This is a genomic window from Massilia agri, assembly GCF_024753255.1.
In the GTDB taxonomy this organism is placed as follows: domain Bacteria; phylum Pseudomonadota; class Gammaproteobacteria; order Burkholderiales; family Burkholderiaceae_D; genus Telluria; species Telluria agri.
The window spans coordinates 66216-89079 of record NZ_JANUHA010000010.1 but is presented as its reverse complement, the minus strand read 5'-3'; the positions used below and the strand labels follow the sequence as shown (position 1 = coordinate 89079).

Here is a 22864-nt window from a genome sequence, read left to right as displayed (position 1 = left end):
TTCTCCCGGCATGGGCCGCAAAAGGGCAAAAGCGAGATTATCCTATATAAAGCGGCAAGCTGGCGAATGCGGGTCCGGCAAGGGGTCAGCGGCGGTAGGGCTGGACCGGCGGCGGGCTGGCGGGACGGGACTCCGGCTGCGGCAGCTTCGGCATGGGCATGCCGGCCAGGGCCAGCAGCCAGGCGCGGACCAGTTCCGGGTGGGTGGCGAGGGTTTTCATGATGAGCCTTGCGAATGGGCGGAATTGCCCCAAGTATGGATCGGGGCGAAAGGCCGTACCGTGCGCTTCACCACATAGGGGCGGAGTCGTGCTGCGTTACGGTAAAATGTCCGCCATAACCATCTCAATTTTTTTCCCATGAGCATTGAAAAGAACAACCCGGCAACGGGGAATGCCCCGTCGTCCAATTTCCTGCGCGCGATTATCGAACACGATCTCGCGGCAGGCACCCATGCGCGCGAAGGCATGCCGCCCGTCATCACCCGCTTCCCGCCGGAGCCGAACGGCTACCTGCACGTGGGCCACGCGAAATCGATCTGCCTGAACTTCGGCCTGGCGCGCGACTACAACGGCCGCTGCCACCTGCGCTTCGACGACACCAATCCGGAGAAGGAAGACCAGGAATACGTCGACACCATCATGGATTCCGTGAAGTGGCTCGGCTTCACCTGGGAGCAAGGCGACGGCGAATACCTGCACTACGCCAGCGACTATTTCGACAAGCTCTACGAGATGGCCGAGTACCTGATCCGCGAAGGCAAGGCCTACGTGGACAGCCAGACGCCGGAAGAGATGGCGAAAAACCGCGGCAACTTCTCCACGCCGGGCACCAACTCGCCCTTCCGTAACCGCCCGGTGGAAGAATCGCTGCAGCTCTTCCGCGACATGAAGGCCGGCAAGTACAAGGACGGCGAGCACATCCTGCGCGCCAAGATGAGCGAAGACGCGATGTCCTCGCCCAACATGACCAACCGCGATCCGGCCCTGTACCGCATCCGCCATGCGCACCACCACCGCACGGGCGACGCCTGGTGCATCTACCCGATGTACGACTACACGCACCCGATCTCGGATGCGCTGGAAAACATCACGCATTCGATCTGCACGCTGGAATTCCAGGACCACCGCCCGATGTACGACTGGCTGGTCGACACCCTGGCCGACGGCGGCTTCTTCCCGCGCCCGGTGCCGCGCCAGTACGAGATGGCGCGCCTGAACCTCACCTATGTCGTGACCTCCAAGCGTAAATTGCGCGAGCTGGTGGACACGGGCGTGGTGACGGGCTGGGACGACCCGCGCATGCCGACCATCGTCGGCCTGCGCCGTCGCGGCTATACGCCGGAATCGATCCAGCTGTTCTGCGAGCGCATCGGCGTCTCGAAGGCCGACGGCTGGATCGACATGAGCACCCTGGAAGGCGCGCTGCGCGACGACCTGGACCCGAAGGCTCCGCGCGCAATCGCCGTGCTGCGTCCTTTGAAACTCATCGTCGACAACTTCCCGGAAGGCGAGGCGGTCGAGTGCTCCTCGCCGGTCCACCCGCATCATCCGGAGATGGGCGTGCGCACCTTCCCCTTCACGCGCGAGCTGTGGATCGAGCAGGAAGACTTCATGGAAACCCCGACCAAGGGCTACCACCGCTTCACTCCGCCCGTGGGCGACCAGCCGGGCGCGCGCGTGCGCCTGAAGTACGGCTTCGTGGTCGAGTGCACCGGCTTCGACAAGGACGAAAACGGCAAGGTCACGGCCGTGCACGTGAAGTACTTCGAGGATTCGAAGTCGGGCACGCCGGGCGCGGACAACTACAAGGTCAAGGGCAACATCACCTGGGTCAGCGCCGCCACCGCGCTGGAGGCCGAAGTGCGCCTGTACGACCGCCTGTTCACGGAGCCGCAGCCGGACGCCGGCGGCAAGGACTTCAAGGCCGCCCTCAATCCGAACGCGCTGGAAACCGTCATCGCCTACCTGGAGCCGGGCATGAAGGACGCCGTGGCCGACCAACGCTTCCAGTTCGAGCGCCACGGCTATTTTGTGGCCGACCGCGTGGACTCCCAGCCGGGCAAGCCGGTGTTCAACCGCGTGACCACGCTGAAGGACAGCTGGGGTAAATAAGCTTCAGAACCAGTTGTTTTGCAATGGCACCGAAGGAAGAGGCGGTGCCCTTCGCAGACTGTCGGGCCCGTATCCAGGCACTCCCTGGGCGCGGGCCCGTTTTTATTGGGGCCTGAAACGTTTTCATTTTCTCAATTCCGTTGTGGAAATGGTAAACCTAGTAAACTTGATAGGTACTTTGCCGTGTAAACGAGCTAACGTTATGAATGTTTGTGGTATTTACGACACGTATTCACTCAGCAAGCGAGGTACACGACCATGTCAGCGCCTGCACACCTGGTCAAATTTCCTACCACCCTGCTGATCGGCTCTCTTCTCTCGGTGTCGGTCGGGGCCGCGCTATACATGGCGACCGCGCAGGCCATCGAAAGCGATGCCCAGGCGCGCTTTCGCGGCATGGCGCGCGCCGCCCAGTATGCGATCGACGCCCGCACCAAGAGCTATACCAACGTCCTGCGCGGCATGGCCGGACTGTTCCACGCCAACCCGGCAGCCAGCGCCGACGACTTCCGCCACTATGTCGAGCAGCTCGACACGCCCCGCAACTTCCCCGGCATCGAGGCCATGAATTACGCGCGCGCCGTCGGCCCGTCCGAACTGGCGGCGATCGACGCCGACGTACGCCGCCGCCTGCGCCAGTATGGCATGCCCGGACCTGAGAAGAAGCTGGAGCCCGTGCCCGGCCGCGACAGCTACACGGTCATCATCTACATGGAGCCCGCCATTCCGGAGTCGCTCGACAAGCTCGGCCTCGACCTGGAAGCGAACAGCTACATCCGCCGCACGGCGGCAAAGTCGCGCGACGAGAATTCCATCGCCGCCTCGGGCCTGCGCGTCAACATCCTGCCCGGCTCGGGCCCCAGCCAGAACATCCTCGCAATGCGCCTGCCGGTGTACCGCAGTGGCGTGCCGATCAACACCGTCGACCAGCGCCGCGCGGCCTACGTCGGCTCGGTCGGCATCGGCTTCGGCGTCAACAAGATGGTCAGCGGCGCACTCGAGGGATTCCCGGACGAGGTGCGCCTGGTGCTCACGGACCTCGACGCGGTGCCGCCGGGGCCTGGCGGGGACCGGCCCAGCGCGGTGCTCTACGACAGCCAGGTCGCGTCGGGCATCCGCGCGCCGGGCGGACGCGCCGAGGACGACGTGCTGCGCGCCGACCTCTTGATCGCCTACAACCAGCGCCAATGGCGCGCCGATTTCAGCATCGCCAAGGCGGCGCTGTACACGCGCTTCGACTTCTTCTATCCCTGGCTGGCCGCCCTCGCCGGCGCACTCAGCACCGCCCTGCTCTACGCGCTGTTCCAGACCCTGGCGTCCTCGCGCCGCTCCGCCTTGCGCATGGCCGAGGACATGACGCGCGAGCTACGCGCGAGCCAGGCCAAGCTGCAGGCAACCAATGAAAAACTGCGCCAGCTGGCCGCGCATGCGGAACAGATCAAGGAAGGCGAGCGCAAGCGTATCGCCCGCGAGATCCACGACGAACTCGCGCAGAACCTGCTGGCCCTGAAGATCGAGGCCGAGATCCTGGCCAACCGCACGCGCGACCGCCATGGGCGCCTGCACGAGCGCGCCAGCGCGACGGTGCGCCAGATCGACGTCACCATCCGCAGCGTGCGCCAGATCATCAACGATTTGCGGCCGAACGTGCTCGACCTGGGCCTGAACGCGGCGGTCGACTGGCAGGTCGCCGACTTCGCGCGCCGCACCGGCATCGAATGCGAGCTGGTCGAGGACGAGACCGAGCACCACGTCGACGACCAGTGCGCCACCGCCCTGTTCCGCATCCTGCAGGAATCGCTCAACAACGTGGCGCGGCATGCGCGTGCGAGCCGGGTGCGGATCGACCTCCACCAGCACGGCGATGCGCTGACCATGACGATTCGCGACAACGGGGTCGGCATGCAGCCGGGCAGCCGCAACCGCAACGGCTCCTTCGGCCTCGTAGGCATCGAAGAGCGCATCAACATCCTCGGCGGCAGCTTCTCGATCAGCAGCGGTCCGGATACCGGCACCACCATCGTCGTCACCATTCCGGTGGGCGCGCACCTGGGCGGCATGTCCGACCTCCCATCGCGTGACGATGACCTCGTGCTGCCTGCCATTGCCTAGCCAGAGGGATTGTTCAGTCATGTTGTCGCGTTTCTGCCTAACAGTTTTTCGGTTGACAGAACTCAACATTGGGACTGACCGGACGCAGGACAATTTCTATCACTGCCACCGGTCAAGACAATATTCTTGGCTTTCGATTAACGCGTCACGTTCACGCAGGAGGACTTTCCGACGTACCGCTTTAACTAGGGATAAAAAAGAATGCCTTAACCAACAGGTCTAAACAAAAGGTGATAATCATGTCGACGAACGCATTCGCAGCATTTGAAGCTCTTGATCTTGCCCCGATCAAAATGAAACTGATGCATGTGGAATCCGGTGAAGGTTGGTCCGCGCTGCGGGCCGATGCAGTGGAAGCCGAGTACCGCCGCTTCCTCTTCCTGATGAAGAAGTACCCCGATGCGGAGGCCTCGCCGACCGTCGACGTCGACACCTTCTGGCACTACCACATCCTCGACACGATGAAGTACGCCCGCGACTGCGAAGCCGTGTTCGGCTACTTCCTGCACCATCACCCCTACGTCGGCATCGGCGCCGATGCGAACGAGGGCGACCATGCCGCCGCCGGCGAGCGCATGCGCGCAATCTACGAAGCGGAGTTCGGCGCCGCACCGGCCGCCAACGACGCCTACGCATACTGCTCGTCGCCGGGCAAGCAGCACGACGCCGCCGTCGCATACTGCTCGTCGCCGGGCAAGCCGCGCCAGGCCGCCGACGCCGCGCATGCCTACTGCTCCATTCCGACGAAGCCGCTGGACGCCGCCAATGCCGCATACGCCTACTGCTCCTCGCCGGGCAAACCGCGGGAAGGCGCCGACGCCGCCTACGCCTATTGCTCCTCGCCGGGCAAGCCGGGCAGCAGTGCCGGCGCCGCGTACGGATACTGCTCCTCGCCGGCGAAGCCGGGCCTGGCGGCCGACACCGCGTACGCATACTGCTCGTCGCCGGCGAAACCCGGCCAGGCGGCCAACGCGTACGCCTACTGCTCCTCGCCCGCGAAACCGGGTGAAGCGGCCAGGGCCGCGTACGCATACTGCTCCTCGCCGGCGAAACCCGGCGAAGCGGCCAACGCTTACGCCTACTGCTCCTCGCCCGCGAAACCTGGAGAAGCGGCCAAGGCCGCGTACGCCTACTGCTCCTCGCCGGCGAAACCCGGCGAAGCGGCCAACGCTTACGCCTACTGCTCCTCGCCGGCGACACCGGGCCAGGCACTGGCCTACGCGGCCTGAAGGCTATCCCAGACGGACGGCCGGGTGACCATCGCGTCCCCCGGCCGTTCGCTCAGGCAGCCAACAGCTCCGGGACGGCTTCCTGCTTGATCATCAGTTCGCGCAGCTCGCTGATGCTGAAGTCGCTCACCTCGTGCATGCGCAGCAGGATGGTGGCGCCGATCGGCAGCGTGTTGTGGCGGATCTTGCTGATCACGGGGGGCGCCACTTCCAGCAGGCGCGAGAGCGCGGCGTCGTTCTTGAGGCGGAGTTTGGCAATGATGGCGTCGAGGACCCGGTTGGGGTCGTACTCTGCGCCTTCGGGCAGTCTGCGGATGGGCATGTCGTTTCTTTCAGGTTCAGGAAGTATTAATAATTTGTCACTTTCCGTGATCTATCGCGAAAAATTAGCAGTCCGCGCTCCAACGGCATGGTTTATATGGCACTTTTCGTCAGGGACGAAATGATACACATAGTGATTGACTATTGCACAAGACTGTCACGTTTTTGAAGCCGTGCTCTAGTCCGGACGTGCGCAGGCCTCCGCTGCGATGCGGATGGCGCAAGAAGGAAACGCTGCGGGGATTTACTTTTTCTTGGGTGGCGCTTTGGCCAGGCCGCTCGCCTGGTACAGCGTGCGCGCATCCGCATGGGCGCGGTCGAGGGTGCGCATCTCGGGCTTGTCGTCGTGGGCGACGAAATATTCCTTGTCCTGCGCGTCGACGACGATCTTGATGGCGGCGGCATCCTTGACGCCGTATTTTTCGACGATCAGGGTGGTCACTTCGTCGAGGTATTCTTCATAAGTCATGCTTGCTCCTTCGTAGCCGGGGATTGTACGGGAGCGGGCCGCAGCTGCGCCAGCGCCGCCGCCACGCTTGGGTAGCGCAACCGCACGCGCAGTTCGCGCTTCAGGCGGGTATTGTCGAGCACCCGCGATTCCGACATGAAGGACAGCAGGGCCGGCGACACCACCGCCTCGAGCTCCGCGCGCGGCAGGCGCGGCGGGCGCGGCAGGCCGAGGGCATCGGCCACCGCGTCGAAATAGTCGCCCATTTTCATTCGCGTATCGTCCACCGCGTGCACCACCCGTCCCGGACGGCCGCGCAGCAGGGCCAGCGCGACGATGCGCGCCAGGTCGTCGGCATGGATGTGGTTGGTGAACACGTCGTCTTCAAGCCGCAGCGCCGGCGTGCCCTGCTGCAGGCGCTTGACGGGCAGGCGGTCGTTTGCATAGATGCCGGGCACGCGCAGGATCGCCAGCCGCGTCCCGGTGGCCAGGGCCCAGGCGCGCAACACCCCTTCCGCATCGACCCGCCGCACCGCGCGCGCATTGCGCGGCGCCACCTTGCGCGATTCAAGCACCCGTTCGCCGCCGCAGTCACCGTACACGCCGGTGGTGCTCACATACACGAGGCGCTTCACGCCACCGAGCGCCGCGACCAGGCGCCGGGTGCGGCGATCGGTGTCGCCCTCGGGCTGGGGCGGCGCCAGGTGCAGCACCCAGTCGGCCAGGCCGCGCAGGCGGCCCAGGGTCGCGCCCTGGTCGAGATCGGCGACGACCGGCACCGCGCCCGCTGCGCGCAATTCTCCGCGCCGCTCGGGCTGGCTGGTGAGGGCGAACACCCGAAAGCGGGGCGCGATAAGGGGCAGCAGGCGCATGCCGACATCGCCGCAGCCGACGACGAGCAGGCGCGGACGATGGAAGGCGGAAGTCTGGATCATGGCAAGGCGGACAAGTGGAGGCGCGCTACTGTAGCACGGCAGGCGTCCCACGGCCCCGGCGGGGGCGGTGTAGAATACCGCCTTGTTTTACCAATAACTTTTGAAGTCCAGATACCGCATGACCTTCCAGATCACCGTCCAGCCGAGCGGCCACCAGTTCACCTGCGAGGCCGATGAAACCGTCCTTTCCGCCGCCATCCGCGCCGGCATCGGCCTGCCTTACGGCTGCAAGAACGGCGCCTGCGGCTCCTGCAAGGGCAAGGTCCTGGAGGGCGAACTCACCCACAAGCCGCACCAGGCGCGCGCCCTGAGCGACATCGAGAAGACCATGGGCATGTCGCTGTTCTGCTGCGCCGTGCCGCATCAGGACCTGGTGATCGAGGCGCGCGAAGTGGGCGGCAGCTCGGACTACCCGGTGCGCAAGATGCCGACCCGGATCGCCGGGGTCAAGCGCGCCGCGCCGGACGTCGCCATCGTCACCCTGCAGCTGCCGGCCAACGAGGCCCTGGCCTACCGCGCCGGCCAGTACATCGAATTCCTGCTCAAGGACGGCAAGCGCCGCGCCTACAGCATCGCCTGCGCGCCGTCCTTCAGCGGCCCGCTGGAACTGCACATCCGCCATTTGCCGGGCGGCCTGTTCACCGACCACGTCTTCGGCGCCATGAAGGAGCGCGACATCCTGCGCTTCGAAGGCCCCCTGGGCACCTTCTTCCTGCGCGAGGAGTCAAGCAAGCCGATCGTGCTGCTGGCCTCGGGCACCGGCTTCGCACCGGTCAAGGCCCTGGTCGAGCACCTGATGCACCTGAAGTCGACCCGCCCAGTGCGCCTCTACTGGGGCGGCCGCCGTCCGCAAGACCTGTACATGGACGAACTGTGCCGCGCCTGGGAAACCACCCTGCCCGACTTCCAGTACGTGCCGGTGATCTCGGACGCGCTGCCGGAAGACGGGTGGCAGGGCCGCACCGGCTATGTGCATGCGGCGGTGATGCAGGATATCCCGGACCTGTCGAGACACCAGGTCTATGCCTGCGGCGCGCCGGTCATGGTGGAATCGGCGCGGCGCGATTATTCGGCGCAGTGCGGGCTGCCGGAAGACGAGTTCTTCGCCGACGCCTTCACCACCGAGGCCGATTTGGCGTAGGGGCGGTCCAGTCCAGTGGACTGGAGCGCGCTTCGCCGACCGCGCGTTCAACCGGCTCGTAATTGGACGATACGTCTGTTCATACGTGACTTGAACGCGCGGTCGGCAGAGCCGACCACCCTACGAAAATCGGGCACAATGCTGAGGTTCTCCAGCATCGTCCCCGAAAGCCCACATGTCCCTGCTGTCCCCTTCCAGCGGCCAGGCCGTCCTGCGCAACCGTAACCTCGCCTTCTACCTCTCCGCCCGCTTCCTGGGCACCCTCGCGGTGCAGATGCAGAGCGTCGCCATCGGCTGGCAGGTCTACCAGATCACGGGCAGCCTGTTCGACCTGGGCCTGATCGGCCTGGCGCAGTTCGCGCCCTTCCTGGTGCTGATCCTGTGGGCCGGCCACGTGGCCGACCGCTACAACCGCCGCAACATCGTCCTCCTGTGCATGGCCACCCAGCTGCTGTGCAGCCTCCTGCTGGTCGGCTTCACGGCCAGCGGCAGCAGGATCGTGTGGCCCGTCTTCGCCATCCTCGTACTGTTCGGCTCAGCGCGCGCCTTCATGATGCCGGCCTCGCAGGCGGTCCTGAAAAACCTGGTGCCGGACCGCGACTTCAGCCAGGCCGTGGCGCTGGGCTCCTCGACCTTCCACGTGGCCGTGATCGCCGGCCCCATCATCGGCGGCCTGCTCTATGCCTTCGGTCCCATGACCGTGCACATGGTCGCGGCCAGCCTGCTCTCGATCGCGGTGCTGTGCATGTCGGGCACGCGCGCCGCCCGGCAGGTCCGTTCGCAAGGGCCGGTAAGCCTGGCCTCGCTGCTGGAGGGCCTGCGCTTCGTCCGGTCGCGCCCCATCGTGCTGGGCGCGATCTCGCTCGACCTGTTCGCGGTGCTGTTCGGCGGCGCCACCGCCCTGCTGCCCGCCTACGCCCACGACGTGCTGCACGCCGGCCCGCAGGCCCTCGGCCTGCTGCGCACCGCGCCCGGCCTGGGTGCGGCCCTGTGCTCGATCCTGCTGGCCTTCTTCCCGATCACGCGCCGCGTCGGCCTGTGGATGTTCGGCGGCGTGGGCCTCTATGGCCTGTGCACGCTGGCGATGGGCTTCACGAACAGCTTCCCGGTGGCGCTTGGCGCCCTGTTCCTGCTGGGGGCGGGCGACATGGTCAGCGTCTACATCCGCCACCTCCTGGTGCAGTACGAGACCCCGGACGACATCCGCGGCCGCGTCAGCGCGGTGAACTCGGTCTTCATCGGCGCCTCCAACGAGCTGGGCGAATTCGAATCGGGCGTCACCGCCGGCTGGCTCGGCCTGACCCGCGCCATCCTGCTGGGCGGCGCGGCCACGCTCGCGGTGACCGGCCTGTGGGCGGTGCTGTTCCCGGTGCTCTCGCGCATGGACCGCTTCCCGCACCACCGGGAAGAGAACGGCGAAAAGGCCCGGGCATGAAGCGCCCCGTGCCGAGCGTGCTGGTGGTCGAGGACCACCCGACCATCGCACGCCAGCTCGTGGCTTTCCTCGAGGGCCTGGGCTGGCAGCTGGACCACGCCGCGACAGGCAGGCTCGCCATCGAACTGGCCACGCAACATCCCTATGACGTCGTCCTGCTCGACCTGAACCTGCCCGATGTCGACGGCCTGCAGGTCTGCCGCGAGATCAAGGCGCGCGCGCCCAGCAACGTGCCGGTCCTGATGCTGACCGCGCGCGACGCCTTCGAGGACAAGGCCGAGGGCTTCCGTACAGGGGCCGACGACTACCTCGCCAAACCCTTCGACCTGCGCGAAGTGGCCCTGCGCTGCGAAGCGCTGGCGCGCAGGGACAGCCTGCACCAGCAGCAGGAGATGCGCGTCGGCCCGTTCACCCTCCTGATGCGCGAGAAACGCGCGCTTTTCGAAGAACAGCCCCTGCACCTCACCCAGGCCGGCTTCAACATCCTGTTCCTGCTGTGCCGCGAGCATCCGCGGCCGGTGTCGCGCGCCCTGCTCACCCAGCACCTGTGGGGCGCGAATCCGCCCGACAGCGACGCGCTGAAGTCGCACATCTACACCCTGCGCAAGGCGCTGGAAGCGGCATCCGGACGCAAGATGCTCGCCACCATCCTTCAGCTGGGCTACCGGCTCGACCTGGGCGGCGTTGACAATGACTAGGTCGATCAGCAAAAGCCTGTTCGCCGCGCTGGCCGGATTCACCATCCTGATCTGCCTGTGCTACACGGGCCTGGCGGTGGTGATCGCCTACGTCACCGAGGACATGCTGGTCGGACGCCTCCTGACGCGCGAAGCGGCGGCCATCGAATCGCACGCCGCCCGCGAGGGCGTTCTACCGCGCCCGGCCAGCGACCTGCTCACCCTGCACACGAGCCGCGCCACCCTGCCCGCCGCGGTGCGCGCGGCGACCTCGCCGTCCGATGTGCGCGCCGAAGTCTTCGCGGGCGACGCCCACTACCACCTGATGGTGCGCGAGCTGCCGCATCACGGCCGCGTCACCATCCTGGCCGACGTGACGCCCATGCTGGTGGTGTCGAACGTGGTGCAGGACGTCGGCGGCGTATTGATCTTCGTGGCCCTGGCCCTGATCGGACTGGCCCTGCTGCTGGCCTGGCTGCTGGCGCGGCGCCTGGTGCGGCCGCTGCAGACGCTGGCCCTCGAGGCGCGACGCCTGCACCCCGGAAGCACGGCCAGCTTCAGCGCACGCGCGCGGCCGGACGAAATCGGCGAGCTGGCCGGACGCCTGGAAACCAGCTTCAATGCCCTGCAGGCCGCCCTGCGCCGCGAGCGCGATTTCACGCGCGATGTCGGCCATGAGCTGCGCACGCCGCTCACCGTCATGAACAACACGCTGGCGCTGGCCGCCACGCGGCCGGTGGAGCGCGGCGACATCGCGCAGCTGCAGGCCGGGCTGGACGAGCTGCGCGCCACCATCGAGGTCCTGTTCGCGCTGGCGCGCGCCGAGCACGTGGGACAGGCGCCGTTCGACCTGCGCGCCTGCATTGAACAGTCGCTGCTCCGTCTTCCAGACGACGCCTTGGACGAGGAAGGTCTGGCCGTCGACCTGCCGGAAAGGCTCCCGGTCGACGGCAACCAGCATCTGGCGAACCTGCTGCTCACGAACCGCCTGGGCAATGCGCTGTTCCACGCCGGGCCCGGATGCAGGCTCGCGATCACCTGGGCCGGCGACAGGCTCACCATCGCCAATACGGTGGACACGGTGAACAAGGGCCAGGTGCAGGGCTTCGCGCACGGCCAGAACCTGCTGGCGCGCGTGGCCGGCGCCATGGGGTGGGAAATCGCTTTCCACCCCGGGGAGGCCAGCTACCGGGTCGAGATCGCGCCGCGCCTGGCCTCGTAGAAAGCCGGCGGATTTCACCGCGATTTCACCGCCGCCCTTTTAGCCTGTGTGTTCCCACAACCCTGGAAACACGCACATGAAAATCCTGATCGCCCTGCTGGTCCTGGCCAGCGCCTGCAATACCGCCCTCGCCCAGGTCGGCAGCCTGGTCCACAAGGAAGTCAAACGCCGCTACATCGTCTACACCCCGCCTTCGTACCAGAACGACACCCAGCACTCGTATCCCGTCGTGTTCAACTTCCACGGCAGCGGCATGAGCATGGCCGAGCAGATGCTCTACACCGGCATGAACCGCGCCGCCGACCGCCACCGCTTCATCGTGGTCTACCCGCTGGGGATCGAGCGCGACTGGAATGTCGGCTTCGGCATGTCCTACCTCGGCGGCAGCGACGATGTCGGCTTCACCGCAGCATTGCTTGAAAAGCTCGGGAAGGACTACCGCATCGACAGCGCGCGCGTGTACGCCACCGGCCTGTCGCGCGGCGGTTTCTTCGCCCTGCGCCTGGCCGCCGAGCTCCCGCAGGTGTTCGCGGCGGTGGCCTCGGTGGGCGGTCCGATGCCCGAGCCGGTCATCCAGCACCACACGAAAACCGGCAAGGTTGGGGTCATGCTGATCCATGGCACCGCCGACCAGGTGGTCGCCTACGACGGCAAGGCCACCGGCTACCTGTCCGCCATGGACAGCCACCGCTACTGGATCAAGCGCAACGGCCTGGAGGGCGCGCCGGAGCAGACGCGGGCCTTCAACGGCGACAGCGGCGACGGCACCGAGGTGAACTACCGCGAACAGGCGCATGGAGGCACCCGGGTGGCGCTGGTGACGGTCAAGGACGGCGGCCATACCTGGCCCGGCGCCGATCCCTTCAATGTCGGCCTGCCGATCGGCAAGACGACGCGCGACGTCGATGCCAACGAACTGATGTGGCAGTTCTTCAGCACGCACCGGCGCTGATGCCGTCGCTTGCTGTGGTCGCCCTTGCAAGTTGCGCAAGCATCCCCACCTGTCACAACAGGACGCGGCAAAAACCTCGCCGCAGGTAAGATGTAATCGTTATGACAACAGGAGCTAGCATATGCAGATCAATGTCAACACCGACCGCACCATCAGCAAGAGCCCGGGCCTGGAAGAACACGTGCAAACCGTCGTCAATGGCTCGATCGGCCGTTTCAGCGACCATCTGACCAGTGTCGAAGTCCACCTGAGCAATGAAAACCGTGAAAAGCACGCCGATGGCGGCAACTCGTGCATGATGGAAGCGCGCGTGCGCGGCTACCAGCCGATCGTCGTCCACGAGCATGCAGAGGAACTTCACCAGTCGATCAAGAACGCCGGCGGCAAGCTGGCGCGCGCCCTCGACAGCGCCCTCGGCCGCCTGCAGGACAAGAACAAGCACACGTCCCCGGCTATCGACGATCCGCTCTCGGACAAGCACCTGACCGACTCGTGATCCGCGCTTGGGAAGCACGCCCCGCTCCTGGGCGTGCTTTCTAGGCCGCCGCGCCCTCGACCATCGCCCTCACCTCGCGCAGGTAGCGCAGGCCCGCGAGCGCGCGGCTGCCGTACCACGACATCATTTCCCCATCGACCAGGAAGACCGGGATGCCGAGCTGCTTCTCGAGCGCATCCGTATGCGCTTCCGTGAAACGGTAGGGTTCGGTCGAGAGCAGGACCGCGTCCAGCTGCTCCACCAGCGCCTCCGACCAGGCGAAGGAGGGATAGCGCGCCTCGCCCAGCTGCGGGACCTCCCAGCCGAGCTCGGCCAGCATCGCCGCGATATAGGTGTCGCGAGAAACACTCATCCACGGGTCTTGCCAGATGCAGTAGAGCACGGTGCGCTTTGCCATGTTTGGCAGCGCGCGCAGCGCCGCATACTCCGCCTCGAAGTCGGCGCACCAGCGCTCCGCTTCCGCTTCCCTGCCGAAGATGCCGCCCATGAGGCGGGCGAGCGCCAGGTTGTCGCGCGGCGCCACCGGATGCGTCACGACGATGTTCGGCACGAACTCCGCCAGCTTGTCGACCGTCGGCTTCTCGTTTTCGTCGATGTTCACGACCAGGTGGGTCGGCGCCAGGCGGCGGATCTTGTCGATGTTCACGTCCTTGGTGCCGCCGATCTTCGGGATGGCCTCTACCTGGGCACGCGGATGGATGCAAAAACCGGTACGGCCGACCAGCCGAGCGGCCAGGCCGAGGTCGCAGAGCAATTCGGTGATCGAGGGCACCAGGGAGACGATGCGGGCGCCTGGCGCGGGGAGGTGCTGGTGGCCGAGGGCATCGACCAGGTGGGATGGATTCGTCATGGCCGCTATTGGATCACTGTTGTTTCTGGAGCGCCAGTCCACGCTCAGCAGTTTCAATCGGTTATCATTCCATAACGTAACGACGCTTTCCGCAAGAGACTTTCCTTGGACCAGATCAGCACCTTCGCTGCCTCCCCCTACGCCGTACGCGACCTCCAGCTCTTCCGCGACGCCGACGACCCGGCCGTCGCAAGGGCGCTCGCCCCTTGCGCGGTCGTGCGGGTGGCGGCCGGCCAGCGGGTCGAGGACGGCTTGCGGGCCCGCCTCTACATCGTGCTTTCGGGTTCGCTCGAAGTGGCGCCGGATGCGCATAGCGGCGACGACAGCGGCGTGACGCGCGTGATGCCCGGCGAGAGCGTCGGCGAGCAGGCCGTGCTGGACGACGCCGTCAACCTGGCGGCCATGACGGCGCTCGAGGACTGCGAACTCCTGGTCATCGAGCCCGAGCTGGTGTGGCAACTGATCGACCGCTCGAACGTGCTGGCGCGCAACTTGCTGCGCCTGCTGTCCTTCCGGGTGCGCGCGGCGAATGCCCAGCTCAGGCGCCGCCAGAAGCTCGGCGAGTTCTACCGCCAGCTCTCCCTCAACGACGGCCTGACGGGCTTGTACAACCGCGCCTGGCTGGGCGAGATGCTGCCCAAGCTGGCCATGCGCGCACGCCAGGACGGCAGCCCGCTGTCGATCGTCATGATCGACCTGGACCACTTCAAGCGCTTCAACGATACCCATGGACACATCGCGGGCGACGCTGCGCTGTCCGCCGCGGCAGGCGTGATCCGGGATTCTCTCCGGCCATCCGACTTTGCGGTGCGCTATGGCGGCGAGGAATTGATGGCGGTGTTGCCGGATACCCCGCTCAGCCTGGCCGAGATGGTGGCCGGTCGCCTGGCGGAGCGTCTCCGTACCGCACTGGTGTTCCCGGACATGCGGCTGCCGCTGCCCCACATTACGGGCTCGTTCGGCGTCGCCTCCTTGGCGGCGGGCGGGGACGAGCATGCCTTGATGGCGGCGGCGGATGCCGCCCTCTATCGCGCGAAACAGGCGGGACGCGACCGCGTCAGCGTGTGACCGGCTGCCGGCTGCCGAAGTCGTGTGCGGGGCTCACGCCGCGTTGGCGCTTACAATGTGGGACCGATTTTCATTCGAAACGCATGCAGCCTTTCACCGTTTTCCGATTGCGCACCGCGCTTGCCGGCTTTGCCCTCTTCCTCGTCCTTTCCCTGGCCTGCGCGATTGCGGGCGCCGAGCCAAGGCCGGTGCGCGTCGGCCTCGACGCCGAGTTCGGCCTGGATAACAGCACCTCGGCCCAGGCCGTCGAACTGGGCATGCGCACGGCCATCTACGAAATCAACCGTGCCGGCGGCGTGCTGGGCGGCAGGCCCATCGAGCTGGTCAAGCGCGACCACCGTTCGATCCCGGCGCGCGGCATCCGCAATATCGAGGAGTTCGCGCGCATGCCCGATCTCGTCGCCGTGTTCGGCGGCCGCTTCAGCCCGGTGATCATCGAGGAACTGCCGACCCTGACGGCAACCAGGACCCTGTTCATGGCGCCATGGTCGTCGGCCGACATGATCATCGATAACGACATGAAGCCGAATTATGTCTATCGCCTGTCACTGCGCGACAGCCTGGCCATGCCCAAGCTGCTGCAAACGGCGCAGAAGCGCGGCCTGAACCGGATCGGGCTGCTGCTGACCAATACTTCCTGGGGACGCAGCAATCTGTTTGCCGCCGAACGCTATGCCGCCGCCAACAAGGACATCCGGATCGTGCGCACCGCCTGGTACAACTGGCGCGACCAGACTCTGGTCGCCAGGTACCAGGCCTTGCGCAGTGCCGGCGCCCAGGCGGTCGTGCTGGTCGCCAACGACGACGAAGCCGCCGTGCTGGTGCGCGAAGTGGCCGCCCTGCCGAAAAACGAACACCTGCCGATCCTCAGCCACTGGGGCGTGACCGGCGGCGAATTCGTCAGGCAGGCCGGACCGGCGCTGAACAAGGTCGACTTCTCGGTCATCCAGACCTTTTCCTTCTTCAGGGCGGACAAGACCCAGCTCGCGGGCTTCATGCGCAGCCTGGCCGCCGTCTCGCCGATCCGCCGGATCGAGGACATCGACGGGCCGGTGGGCGTGGCCCACGCCTACGACCTGATGCACATCCTGGCCAAGGCAATCAATCTCGCGGGCAGCACCGACCGGAAGGCGGTACGCGACGCCCTGGAAAAGGTGCGCGCCCACCGCGGCCTGGTCCGCGCGTATGCACCGCCGTTCACGCCGGCCCGCCACGAGGCCCTGGACGCCCGGGACCTCCTGATCGCCCGCTATCGTCCCGATGGCGTGCTCGTGCCGACCGACGACTGAGCATGAAGGCGTGGCCGACGCTCCGTACGGGGAGCCTGACCCAGCGTTTCGCATTCGCCTCGGCGGTCCTCGCCGCCGCCGCCGTGCTGCTGGTGGCGGCCGCCTCGTTCTGGCTGGTCAACCGCCAGCATACCTCCGCGCTTGCCCTGCTGCAGCAGCGCGAGGCCGCCTTCCAGGCGGGAACGGTCGCCGACATGCTCACCACCCTCGCCTCGCGCATGAACGAAGTGGCGGACAGCCCGATCCTGGCGACGGCCCTGGTCGACAGCGCGGGAAGGGAAACCTATCTCGCGCCCTTCATCGGCGGCCTGCGCCAGATCGACGGCATTCCGGTCCAGGTCCTGTTCACCGATTTCGAAGGCAAGCCGATCGCCGGCAACGGCCTGGAGCGCTTCGACCAGGCGCAACTGGACTGGCTGCGCGCGCGCATCGACCAGGGCGTGGAAAGCGCAGCCATCTTCGGCCTGGGCCAGGACGCGGACCTCGTCGGCGTCGCCCTGCTGCGCTACTCGCGCACCAACACGCCGGAAGGCGCCCTGGTCTACAAGGTGCGGATCCGCGACATGCGTCCCGGCACATCGACCCTTGCCTGGAAGGGACAGGCGGCAGCGCCGCAACAGGGTCCCGGCCTGGAAGTGCCGGTCAAGGCGCCGCCCCTGTTCGCGGACCTGGGCTTGCGGCTGCGCGTGGACACGTCCGAACTCGGCCACTTGCTGGCAACGCCATGGACCCAGTACAGCCTGATCGGCGGCATCGCGGCCCTGATTGCGGTGCTGGTGTTCCTGCTGGGGACGCGTTTTTCGCTGGGCCTGACCCAGGACCTGCGCAAGCTCGAGCAGTTCGCGGGCAGGATCGGCCAGGAGGGCATCGACGGACAACGGGCCGAGCTGGCCGGCAGCAGCGAAACGATCACCCTCGCCCGCGCGATCAACGGCATGCTCGACCGCCTGCACCGGCAGCAGGAGCACCTCCAGCAGGAGCACCAGCGCAAGGACGAGTTCCTGGCGATGCTCGCCCACGAACTGCGCAATCCGCTGGCGCCGATCAGCAGCGCCGCGCAGCTGCTGCGCATGCTGTTTGCCAGCGAGCCCCGGATCAAACAGGCCAGCGAGGTGATTTCCCGCCAGGTGACGCACATGACGCATCTGGTCGACGACCTGCTGGACGTCTCGCGCGTTTCGCGCGGCCTGGCGACGATCAACAAGGTCGAGGTCGAACTGGGCGCCGTCCTGCGCGAAGCCGTCGAGCAGATCGCTCCGGTGATCGACGCCAGGGGACACCACTTGACCGTGGACATCGCCGCCCAGGCCACGCCCGTGTGCGGCGACCGGACCAGGCTGATCCAGGTCGCGGCCAACCTCCTCAACAATGCGGCGAAATACACCCCGGAGGGCGGCGAACTGCGCCTCTCCCTGCAACAGCAGGAGGGAATGGCGGTCCTGCGGGTGCAGGACAACGGCATCGGCATCGGCCCGGACCTGCTGCCGGTCGTGTTCGACCTCTTCACCCAGGCCCAGCGCACGCCCGACCGCGCACAGGGCGGACTCGGCCTTGGATTGGCCCTGGTGAAGAAACTGGTCGAGCTGCACGGCGGCACCGTCGAAGCCCACAGCGCCGGCGCCGGACAGGGCAGCACGTTTACCGTCCGGCTACCCTTGCTGCGGGATGATCAGCCCCACACCCATGGTGTCAGGTCTGACATCTGGACACGAGCTCAGCCTTAAAAGTTTGCTAGCGTCGAGGCCGTGTCCGAATGTCAGACCTGACAGCGTCTGCGACGTGACACCGTCTGCGACGTGCCGCTCTGCAAAATGCGGACTCCTTCCGCGAAGGGCGATTCGGCGTGGTTCGACGCTACAACGTCAATGGCCTTATCGAGCCGGCTGCCGGGATCGTCCACGGACCTCCGCATTGACCAGCTCACCAAAATACTGGCCCAGGTGTCCGGCCGGGCCTCGCTTGAATCTTCCCATGACATATATCAAGGGCATTTCTTTGGGGGTATTCGGCAGATCCAACTGCACCCACAGCGCCGCATAGCTGTCGAGTCCGGACGCCATCACTGAACGATCTTCCTGTTCCGGAAAGAGCGCGCTCACTTCGAATCCGCCGGCATAGAGGCCCTCCACCACGACCCACCTGTCATGGTATTGCTGCGGCGTCAGGGCGAGCCGGCGCAGCGTTGTCATGCACGGTTTATCCGGCGAATCGCCGGTTTCCAGTTCCACGCATTCTTTCGCCTGAAGCGGATCCGCAGCCTCTCTTTTTTTGACAACGTTCTCGATACGCTCGAGACGTGCTTCCGTCTGGATCAGCTCATCGCGCATACGCAGATATTGGCCGATTACGAGCAGGTTCAGCCCGACCGAACTGACAAGCACCACTATGACAACAGACCAGAGGTGTAAGCGCGTCATTGTCGACCCTCGGTCAATAAGTTAACGCTCACGCCTGTACATTCGATGTCCTCGCGCTTTTATTTTTGGGCGATGGATTAGCTCGCCCAAGTTTCAAATTGTTTGCGTATTCGATTGCCGCCTCCAGGGAAGCGATTGACCATCCAAGTGCGCGGATCGTGACTCCTGTCATGCCAAAGCTCACGAACCAAAGCCACAAAGGGACTGCATTGGGATCAAATAATACAAGCAATATGACAAAGAGACCGTACACGGCAGCGATAAGCGCCAAGGTATAAGCGCCAAGACTGCTCTTATAAATATCCTCCAACCTGGCTTTCCTGTGCTCGTTTGTTTGTGAATTGGCTTCACGGATAGCGATTACCGCCTTCCGCAGATTCCAGAATGCAGCCAAGGCGCCAAGAAAAGAAACGAATGGCAGCGCGTCCCCTGAAACGAACGACGAGTCGGACCGTATCATGGCTACCAGGGAGTAGACAACGACGCCGACAAACAGCAGGCAGGTCTGAAAGAGAATTTCCTTGCTAATCCGATCGTACGTCTTCTTTTGTTTAATGGCGAGTTTCTTCCCCACTTTACGTCGGAGCAGTGGAAAGATGAAGAACAGGAAAAATACGGCCAGCGAAATGGTGACCGCCTGAACCTTCGGTTTTGCAAAAAAAATTTCGAACTGTTCCAACGTGGGCGCTCCCGATGTATCAGTGCATGGCTCGGCAAATGCTCGCCACTTCCGACACTATTGTGCCATGCCCGCAATAACCCAAGGTAAATTAATCAGGCAGCAAGCAATTTATCGAGTAAATTTTCGACTATTCAAATAAGACCTTGACAGGATTTCTCGCCCGATGACTAGCGAAGAAGCCCGGTTTTCGCACGAGGGATCCCAGCATGTTGCCAATCGATTTGAGACTCGCCAAACATAAGGGCTGACGCTCATCCCATTCTGTGCCACCATGACGCCTGCCCGCCCTATAAAGGGCGAATCCATAAGAAATACATGAGCACGCATACCTTCCTCTGGCACGACTATGAAACCTTCGGCGCGACCCCGCGCCGCGACCGGCCCGCGCAGTTCGCGGCCATCCGCACCGACGCCGAACTGAACGAAATCGGCGACCCGATCATGCTGTACTGCCAGCCCGCGCCGGATTTCCTGCCCGATCCGCAGTCCTGCCTGATCACCGGCATCACGCCCCAGCACTGCCTGGAGCACGGCGTGCCCGAGCACGAATTCGCGCGGGGAATCGAAGCCGCGTTCAGCGAGCCCGGCACCATCGGGGTCGGCTACAACACCATCCGCTTCGACGACGAGGTGACGCGCTTCCTGTTCTGGCGCAACCTGATCGACCCGTATGCGCGCGAATGGCAGAACGGCTGCGGCCGCTGGGACCTGCTCGACGTGGTGCGCATGACCTATGCCTTGCGTCCGGACGGCATCGAATGGCCGCGCCGCGAGGACGGCAAGCCGAGCTTCCGCCTGGAGCACCTGACCGCCGCCAACGGCCTGTCGCACGATGCGGCGCATGATGCGCTGTCGGACGTGCGCGCGACCATCGCGCTGGCGCGCCTGATCCGCCAGAAGCAGCCGAAGCTGTTCGACTTCTGCCTCGAGCTGCGCCGCAAGGACCGGGTCGCGGCCGAGATGGGCCTGCACCTGGATCCCGCGCAGCGCCAGCCCTTCCTGCACGTGTCCGGCATGTTCCCTGTTGAATACGGCTGCCTGGGCCTGGTCTGGCCGCTGGCCCAGCATCCGACCAACAAGAACGAGATCCTGGTGTGGGACTGCCGCCACGATCCCTCGGAACTGTTCGAGCTCGACGTCGAGACCATCCGCATGCGCATGTTCACGCGCAGCAGCGAGCTGCCTGAAGGCGTGACGCGCCTGCCGATCAAGAGCGTGCACCTGAACAAGTCGCCAATGCTGGTCGGGAACCTGAAAACCCTGCAACCGGCCATGGCGACGCGCTGGGACATCGACCTGGAACGCGGACGCACGCACGCGGCGCTGGCCGCCGCTGGACGCAATATGACGGCGATCTGGGCCGAGGTGTTCAAGAAACCGGCCGCGACGGAAGAAGTGGACGTGGACGAAGACCTGTACGGCGGCTTCGTCGGCAATGGCGACCGGCGCAAGCTGGAGTCGCTGCGCCACGAATCGCCGTCCGCGCTGGCCGGCATGCGTCCTTCCTTCGAGGATGAGCGCCTGGAAGAACTGTTCTTCCGCTACCGCGCCCGCAACTTCCCGCAGACCTTGTCGGAAGCAGATAGGCAGCGCTGGGAAGAACACCGCGCGGCGCGCCTGTTCGACGGCCTGGCCGGTGCGCGCACGGTGGACCAGCTGTTCATGGAGATCGATGCGCTGTCGGAGAGCGCGGACGAGCGGGCCGAGGAGATCCTCGGGGCGCTGTACGACTACGCGGAAGGGATTGCGCCGAGCAGGTATTGAGGGTCCGGCAGCCTGGATGCATGCGCAGATACTGCTGCATCACCAGGGTGTGTCCGCAAGGCTTGCACAGCGAGCCTGGGGCACAGGCCGGGCCCCGATTGTGCCGGCAAGAGGAAAGCGTCAGCTTACCCCCGTCGCGCCGCGTTGATCGCGTCCCGCGTCTCCTGCGCCACGCGGCGTGCCGCCGCCGCGAAATCTTCGCCTGCCTGCGGCGCCGCATACAGGATCGCCCGCGAGGAATTGATCATCATGCCGGCGCCGCCCGGGGTACGCCCGGCCTTCACGGTCGCCTCGACATCCCCGCCCTGGGCGCCGACGCCCGGGATCAGGAGCGGCATCTCGCCCACCAGCTTGCGCACCTGCGCGATCTCTTCCGGGAAGGTGGCGCCCACCACCAGCGCCAGCTGGCCGTTGCGGTTCCACTTTTCCGCCACCAGCTGCGCCACGTGCTGGTACAGCGGGCGACCGCCCACGTCGAGGAACTGCAGGTCGGAGCCGCCCGCGTTCGAGGTGCGGCACAGCACGATCACGCCGCGGTCCGCCCACTCCAGGTAGGGCTCGACCGAGTCGAAGCCCATGTAGGGGCTGACCGTGACGGCGTCCGCGCCGTAGCGCTCGAAGGCTTCGCGCGCGTACTGGTGGGCGGTGGCGCCGATGTCGCCGCGCTTGGCGTCGAGCACGATCGGGATGTGCGGGTAGTTGGTGCGCAGGTAGGCGCAGATCTGTTCCAGCTGGTCTTCGGCGCCCAGCGCCGCGAAGTAGGCAATCTGCGGCTTGAAGGCGCAGGCCAGGTCGGCGGTGGCATCGATGATGGCCTTGCAGAACTTGACGATGGCGTCCGGCTGGCCTTGCAGCTGCGCCGGGAAGCGCGCCAGGTCCGGGTCGAGGCCCACGCAGAGGAGCGAATCGTTGCGGGTCCATGCCGCGGAAAGCTTGTCGATGAAAGTCACGTGGGGCCTCTTGTCAGTCGTATATTGCAAACCCAATATTGTACTCGCCGGGCATGGTCTCCGGCTTGCACCGCGATGATGCGACGGAATATCTTTACATACTGTATATTTTGATCATTCGACAACTTGCCATGGACAAAACGATCATGACATCATCCCTCTTCGCGCGCTGGACCCGACTCCTGGCCAGCGCCCTTGTTGCCGGCTCCCTGCTGTCCGGCTGCGGCTACAACGAATTCCAGACCAAGGACGAGGCGACCAAGGCCGCCTGGAGCGAAGTGGTGAACCAGTACCAGCGCCGCGCCGACCTGATTCCGAACCTGGTAAACACCGTCAAGGGCTATGCCTCGCATGAGCGGGAAACGCTCGAGGCCGTCACCCGTGCCCGCGCCGCGGCGACCAGTTTCCAGATCACGCCGGAAGTGCTGAATAATCCGGAAGCCTTCAACAAATTCCAGCAGGTGCAAGGGGAATTGTCTGGTGCACTGTCGCGCCTGATGGCCGTGTCCGAGAAGTATCCTGACCTGAAGGCCAACGAGAACTTCCGCGACCTGCAGTCGCAGCTGGAAGGCACGGAAAACCGGATCACGGTGGCGCGCCAGCGCTATATCGCTTCGGTGCAGGACTACAACGTCACCGTGCGCAAATTCCCGAACAACCTGACCGCGATGGTGTTCGGCTACGAGACCAAGCCCTCGTTCACGGTCGAGAACGAAAAGGCGATCTCGACTGCACCGTCGGTCGACTTCGGCAAATAAGCCAT

The 22864-nt window shown here is 65.4% G+C and carries 22 protein-coding genes; 14 read left to right on the top strand and 8 right to left on the bottom strand.

Annotated elements, in window-relative coordinates; genetic code table 11:
- Window positions 1-85: 85 nt before the first annotated feature.
- Window positions 86-220, bottom strand: coding sequence for a hypothetical protein (locus NX780_RS15190; protein ID WP_258828715.1), 135 nt, complete (start codon window positions 218-220; stop codon window positions 86-88).
- Between the two features lie 138 nt (window positions 221-358).
- On the opposite strand from NX780_RS15190, the gene NX780_RS15185 reads away from it, so the two are divergent.
- The 3 genes from NX780_RS15185 to NX780_RS15175 all read left to right on the top strand — a co-directional run bounded on the left by NX780_RS15185 (window position 359) and on the right by NX780_RS15175 (window position 5454).
- Entirely contained in the window at window positions 359-2113 is a 1755-nt protein-coding gene (locus tag NX780_RS15185; protein WP_258828714.1) for a glutamine--tRNA ligase/YqeY domain fusion protein, read from the top strand.
- A 258-nt stretch (window positions 2114-2371) separates the two neighbouring features.
- Window positions 2372-4225, top strand: a complete 1854-nt coding sequence (locus NX780_RS15180) for a sensor histidine kinase (protein WP_258828713.1) — start codon at window positions 2372-2374, stop codon at window positions 4223-4225.
- Between the two features lie 293 nt (window positions 4226-4518).
- Window positions 4519-5454, top strand: a complete 936-nt coding sequence (locus tag NX780_RS15175) for a glycine-rich domain-containing protein (protein ID WP_258828712.1) — start codon at window positions 4519-4521, stop codon at window positions 5452-5454.
- 52 nt (window positions 5455-5506) lie between these two features.
- On the opposite strand, the gene NX780_RS15170 is transcribed toward NX780_RS15175, so the two are convergent.
- The 3 genes from NX780_RS15170 to NX780_RS15160 form a co-directional block, all read right to left on the bottom strand.
- Window positions 5507-5776, bottom strand: coding sequence for a hypothetical protein (locus NX780_RS15170; RefSeq protein WP_258828711.1), 270 nt, complete (start codon window positions 5774-5776; stop codon window positions 5507-5509).
- A 243-nt stretch (window positions 5777-6019) separates the two neighbouring features.
- Window positions 6020-6244: a hypothetical protein gene (locus NX780_RS15165; RefSeq protein WP_258828710.1), complete on the bottom strand. Its 225-nt coding sequence runs from the start codon at window positions 6242-6244 to the stop codon at window positions 6020-6022.
- The gene (locus tag NX780_RS15160; protein ID WP_258828709.1) at window positions 6241-7158 is read right to left on the bottom strand and encodes an SDR family oxidoreductase; all 918 of its coding nucleotides are present in this window, start codon (window positions 7156-7158) and stop codon (window positions 6241-6243) included. The genes NX780_RS15165 and NX780_RS15160 overlap by 4 nt, the downstream gene beginning before the upstream one ends.
- Window positions 7159-7276: 118 nt before the next feature.
- Here NX780_RS15160 and NX780_RS15155 point away from each other — a divergent pair, with 118 nt between their 5' ends.
- From NX780_RS15155 to NX780_RS15130, 6 genes are all read left to right on the top strand, one after another.
- Window positions 7277-8299 carry a CDP-6-deoxy-delta-3,4-glucoseen reductase gene (locus NX780_RS15155; protein WP_258828708.1) on the top strand — a complete coding sequence of 341 codons (1023 nt, stop codon included), beginning with the start codon at window positions 7277-7279 and terminating at the stop codon, window positions 8297-8299.
- 175 nt (window positions 8300-8474) lie between these two features.
- The gene (locus NX780_RS15150) at window positions 8475-9734 is read left to right on the top strand and encodes an MFS transporter (protein ID WP_258828707.1); all 1260 of its coding nucleotides are present in this window, start codon (window positions 8475-8477) and stop codon (window positions 9732-9734) included.
- Complete coding sequence (locus tag NX780_RS15145) at window positions 9731-10432, top strand: response regulator transcription factor (RefSeq protein ID WP_258828706.1); 702 nt, start codon at window positions 9731-9733, stop codon at window positions 10430-10432. The genes NX780_RS15150 and NX780_RS15145 overlap by 4 nt, the downstream gene beginning before the upstream one ends.
- Window positions 10425-11633, top strand: a complete 1209-nt coding sequence (locus NX780_RS15140) for a sensor histidine kinase (protein WP_258828705.1) — start codon at window positions 10425-10427, stop codon at window positions 11631-11633. The genes NX780_RS15145 and NX780_RS15140 overlap by 8 nt, the downstream gene beginning before the upstream one ends.
- Before the next feature lie 76 nt (window positions 11634-11709).
- Window positions 11710-12585 carry an extracellular catalytic domain type 1 short-chain-length polyhydroxyalkanoate depolymerase gene (locus NX780_RS15135; protein ID WP_258828704.1) on the top strand — a complete coding sequence of 292 codons (876 nt, stop codon included), beginning with the start codon at window positions 11710-11712 and terminating at the stop codon, window positions 12583-12585.
- 121 nt (window positions 12586-12706) lie between these two features.
- Window positions 12707-13081, top strand: a complete 375-nt coding sequence (locus NX780_RS15130; RefSeq protein ID WP_258828703.1) for an HPF/RaiA family ribosome-associated protein — start codon at window positions 12707-12709, stop codon at window positions 13079-13081.
- A 40-nt stretch (window positions 13082-13121) separates the two neighbouring features.
- Here NX780_RS15130 and NX780_RS15125 read toward each other — a convergent pair whose 3' ends face one another.
- On the bottom strand, window positions 13122-13931 hold the full coding sequence (locus NX780_RS15125; RefSeq protein ID WP_258828702.1) for a helical backbone metal receptor: 810 nt from the start codon (window positions 13929-13931) through the stop codon (window positions 13122-13124).
- 105 nt (window positions 13932-14036) lie between these two features.
- Between NX780_RS15125 and NX780_RS15120 the strand changes: the two genes are divergently transcribed.
- The 3 genes from NX780_RS15120 (at window position 14037) to NX780_RS15110 (ending at window position 18012) form a co-directional block, all read left to right on the top strand.
- Window positions 14037-14999, top strand: a complete 963-nt coding sequence (locus NX780_RS15120; protein WP_258828701.1) for a GGDEF domain-containing protein — start codon at window positions 14037-14039, stop codon at window positions 14997-14999.
- A gap of 83 nt (window positions 15000-15082) precedes the next feature.
- On the top strand, window positions 15083-16288 hold the full coding sequence (locus NX780_RS15115) for an ABC transporter substrate-binding protein (RefSeq protein WP_258828700.1): 1206 nt from the start codon (window positions 15083-15085) through the stop codon (window positions 16286-16288).
- 2 nt (window positions 16289-16290) lie between these two features.
- Window positions 16291-18012, top strand: coding sequence for a sensor histidine kinase (locus NX780_RS15110; protein ID WP_258828699.1), 1722 nt, complete (start codon window positions 16291-16293; stop codon window positions 18010-18012).
- Window positions 18013-18159: 147 nt separating this feature from the next.
- On the opposite strand, the gene NX780_RS15105 is transcribed toward NX780_RS15110, so the two are convergent.
- Together NX780_RS15105 and NX780_RS15100 are read right to left on the bottom strand one after the other, a co-directional pair.
- Window positions 18160-18705 carry a hypothetical protein gene (locus NX780_RS15105; protein ID WP_258828698.1) on the bottom strand — a complete coding sequence of 182 codons (546 nt, stop codon included), beginning with the start codon at window positions 18703-18705 and terminating at the stop codon, window positions 18160-18162.
- Between the two features lie 28 nt (window positions 18706-18733).
- Entirely contained in the window at window positions 18734-19384 is a 651-nt protein-coding gene (locus tag NX780_RS15100) for a hypothetical protein (protein ID WP_258828697.1), read from the bottom strand.
- A gap of 318 nt (window positions 19385-19702) precedes the next feature.
- Here NX780_RS15100 and sbcB point away from each other — a divergent pair, with 318 nt between their 5' ends.
- Window positions 19703-21151, top strand: coding sequence for an exodeoxyribonuclease I (gene sbcB / locus NX780_RS15095; RefSeq protein WP_258828696.1), 1449 nt, complete (start codon window positions 19703-19705; stop codon window positions 21149-21151).
- Between the two features lie 125 nt (window positions 21152-21276).
- Here the strand turns inward: sbcB and pyrF are convergent, their stop codons facing one another.
- Window positions 21277-22101 carry an orotidine-5'-phosphate decarboxylase gene (gene pyrF / locus NX780_RS15090; RefSeq protein WP_258828695.1) on the bottom strand — a complete coding sequence of 275 codons (825 nt, stop codon included), beginning with the start codon at window positions 22099-22101 and terminating at the stop codon, window positions 21277-21279.
- A 146-nt stretch (window positions 22102-22247) separates the two neighbouring features.
- Between pyrF and NX780_RS15085 the strand changes: the two genes are divergently transcribed.
- Complete coding sequence (locus tag NX780_RS15085) at window positions 22248-22859, top strand: LemA family protein (protein ID WP_258828694.1); 612 nt, start codon at window positions 22248-22250, stop codon at window positions 22857-22859.
- Window positions 22860-22864: the final 5 nt, after the last annotated feature.

What these genes read in the sequence shown, in the direction of transcription:
- NX780_RS15155 (WP_258828708.1), top strand. Translation starts at nt 7,277, where the DNA reads ATGACCTTCCAGATCACCGTCCAGCCGAGCGGCCACCAGTTCACCTGC.
- NX780_RS15130 (WP_258828703.1), top strand. Translation starts at nt 12,707, where the DNA reads ATGCAGATCAATGTCAACACCGACCGCACCATCAGCAAGAGCCCGGGC.
- NX780_RS15190 (WP_258828715.1), bottom strand. Translation starts at nt 220, where the DNA reads ATGAAAACCCTCGCCACCCACCCGGAACTGGTCCGCGCCTGGCTGCTG.
- NX780_RS15140 (WP_258828705.1), top strand. Translation starts at nt 10,425, where the DNA reads ATGACTAGGTCGATCAGCAAAAGCCTGTTCGCCGCGCTGGCCGGATTC.
- NX780_RS15175 (WP_258828712.1), top strand. Translation starts at nt 4,519, where the DNA reads ATGAAACTGATGCATGTGGAATCCGGTGAAGGTTGGTCCGCGCTGCGG.
- NX780_RS15160 (WP_258828709.1), bottom strand. Translation starts at nt 7,158, where the DNA reads ATGATCCAGACTTCCGCCTTCCATCGTCCGCGCCTGCTCGTCGTCGGC.
- NX780_RS15085 (WP_258828694.1), top strand. Translation starts at nt 22,248, where the DNA reads ATGACATCATCCCTCTTCGCGCGCTGGACCCGACTCCTGGCCAGCGCC.
- NX780_RS15180 (WP_258828713.1), top strand. Translation starts at nt 2,372, where the DNA reads ATGTCAGCGCCTGCACACCTGGTCAAATTTCCTACCACCCTGCTGATC.
- NX780_RS15115 (WP_258828700.1), top strand. Translation starts at nt 15,083, where the DNA reads ATGCAGCCTTTCACCGTTTTCCGATTGCGCACCGCGCTTGCCGGCTTT.
- NX780_RS15185 (WP_258828714.1), top strand. Translation starts at nt 359, where the DNA reads ATGAGCATTGAAAAGAACAACCCGGCAACGGGGAATGCCCCGTCGTCC.
- NX780_RS15110 (WP_258828699.1), top strand. Translation starts at nt 16,291, where the DNA reads ATGAAGGCGTGGCCGACGCTCCGTACGGGGAGCCTGACCCAGCGTTTC.
- sbcB (WP_258828696.1), top strand. Translation starts at nt 19,703, where the DNA reads ATGAGCACGCATACCTTCCTCTGGCACGACTATGAAACCTTCGGCGCG.
- NX780_RS15135 (WP_258828704.1), top strand. Translation starts at nt 11,710, where the DNA reads ATGAAAATCCTGATCGCCCTGCTGGTCCTGGCCAGCGCCTGCAATACC.
- NX780_RS15170 (WP_258828711.1), bottom strand. Translation starts at nt 5,776, where the DNA reads ATGCCCATCCGCAGACTGCCCGAAGGCGCAGAGTACGACCCCAACCGG.
- NX780_RS15165 (WP_258828710.1), bottom strand. Translation starts at nt 6,244, where the DNA reads ATGACTTATGAAGAATACCTCGACGAAGTGACCACCCTGATCGTCGAA.
- NX780_RS15125 (WP_258828702.1), bottom strand. Translation starts at nt 13,931, where the DNA reads ATGACGAATCCATCCCACCTGGTCGATGCCCTCGGCCACCAGCACCTC.
- NX780_RS15105 (WP_258828698.1), bottom strand. Translation starts at nt 18,705, where the DNA reads ATGACGCGCTTACACCTCTGGTCTGTTGTCATAGTGGTGCTTGTCAGT.
- NX780_RS15150 (WP_258828707.1), top strand. Translation starts at nt 8,475, where the DNA reads ATGTCCCTGCTGTCCCCTTCCAGCGGCCAGGCCGTCCTGCGCAACCGT.
- NX780_RS15145 (WP_258828706.1), top strand. Translation starts at nt 9,731, where the DNA reads ATGAAGCGCCCCGTGCCGAGCGTGCTGGTGGTCGAGGACCACCCGACC.